The organism is Microcoleus sp. A006_D1 (genome assembly GCF_036702805.1).
Lineage (GTDB): Bacteria > Cyanobacteriota > Cyanobacteriia > Cyanobacteriales > Microcoleaceae > Microcoleus.
Map to the genome: position 1 here is coordinate 48,258 of NZ_JAUBVZ010000028.1, position 1,274 is coordinate 49,531.

2 protein-coding genes are annotated in these 1,274 nt (G+C 39.7%); both read left to right on the forward strand.

Going from position 1 to position 1,274, the window contains the following annotated elements; genetic code table 11:
• Positions 1 to 577: hypothetical protein (locus QUB68_RS29285; RefSeq protein WP_332998422.1), on the forward strand; the 577-nt coding region annotated here is incomplete at its 5' end.
• 77 nt (positions 578 to 654) lie between these two features.
• Entirely contained in the window at positions 655 to 1,200 is a 546-nt protein-coding gene (locus QUB68_RS29290) for a hypothetical protein (protein WP_332998424.1), read from the forward strand.
• Positions 1,201 to 1,274: the final 74 nt, after the last annotated feature.

Consider the following 1,274-nt stretch of genomic DNA (forward strand, 5'->3'; position numbering starts at 1 on the left):
ACAGAGACGACAGGAAGAACAGAGACGACAGGAAGAACAGAGACGACAGGAAGAACAGAGACAACTAGAAGAACAGAGGAAAGAAGTAATTAATGCTACCAGGGCTAGAGTACAACAACTCTCAACATATGGAGTGATAGAATTAGAGCTTGCCCAAGAGTTTATTAGGGAGTCTGCGTATTGGGATCATCCTAGTGGTTCTCTAGTTCGTACCCCGAAACGCGCTGAGCGCATATATAAGTATCAAAATAATTATTGGGCAGTCGATTATGGCTCTAATTCATTTTTAGTTGCTCCTGCAATCTATCGTTGTCAACAAGCTTTATTAAAGTTTTTGGAAGAAGCTGAGCGTGGAGACGTGATGCCTAGACCCCAACTTCGAGAAAAATTAGAACTAATTGTTCGAGGAGCAGTGGCTAATCATGAAGGAGATGAATATCGATGTTATCCTGTTGATAATAATTCTATGATGTTTGGGAATCAAGCTATTAATATTTCTGATTTTGTGGATTTGATTCTTAGCAAAGGTGGTATTGATGACCACCTATTGGGTTTGATACAGATAACGACGGTATAGGTTGCGAGAGATAAAGGGAACCAGCCATTTGGAGTACAGTATTACAAGATATACTTAAAAGGCAACCAGAAAAACAGATGCAACCAGAAAAACAGATGCAACCAGAAGAACAGAAGAAAGAAGTAATTAATGCTACCAGGGCTAGAGTACAACAACTCTCAACATATGGAGTGATAGAATTAGAGCTTGCCCAAGAGTTTATTAGGGAGTCTGCGTATTGGGATCATCCTAGTGGTTCTCTAGTTCGTACCCCGAAACGCGCTGAGCGCATATATAAGTATCAAAATAATTATTGGGCAGTCGATTATGGCTCTAATTCATTTTTAGTTGCTCCTGCAATCTATCGTTGTCAACAAGCTTTATTAAAGTTTTTGGAAGAAGCTGAGCGTGGAGACGTGATGCCTAGACCCCAACTTCGAGAAAAATTAGAACTAATTGTTCGAGGAGCAGTGGCTAATCATGAAGGAGATGAATATCGATGTTATCCTGTTGATAATAATTCTATGATGTTTGGGAATCAAGCTATTAATATTTCTGATTTTGTGGATTTGATTCTTAGCAAAGGTGGTATTGATGACCACCTGTTCGGGTCGGATAGAGATAACGACGAGATTAGGCACTAAGTAGGTAGGCGGAATTAAACTCAGTTATGTAACAGTATGTAAATAGGGCTGACTTAGCCACGCTTAGGGCATTT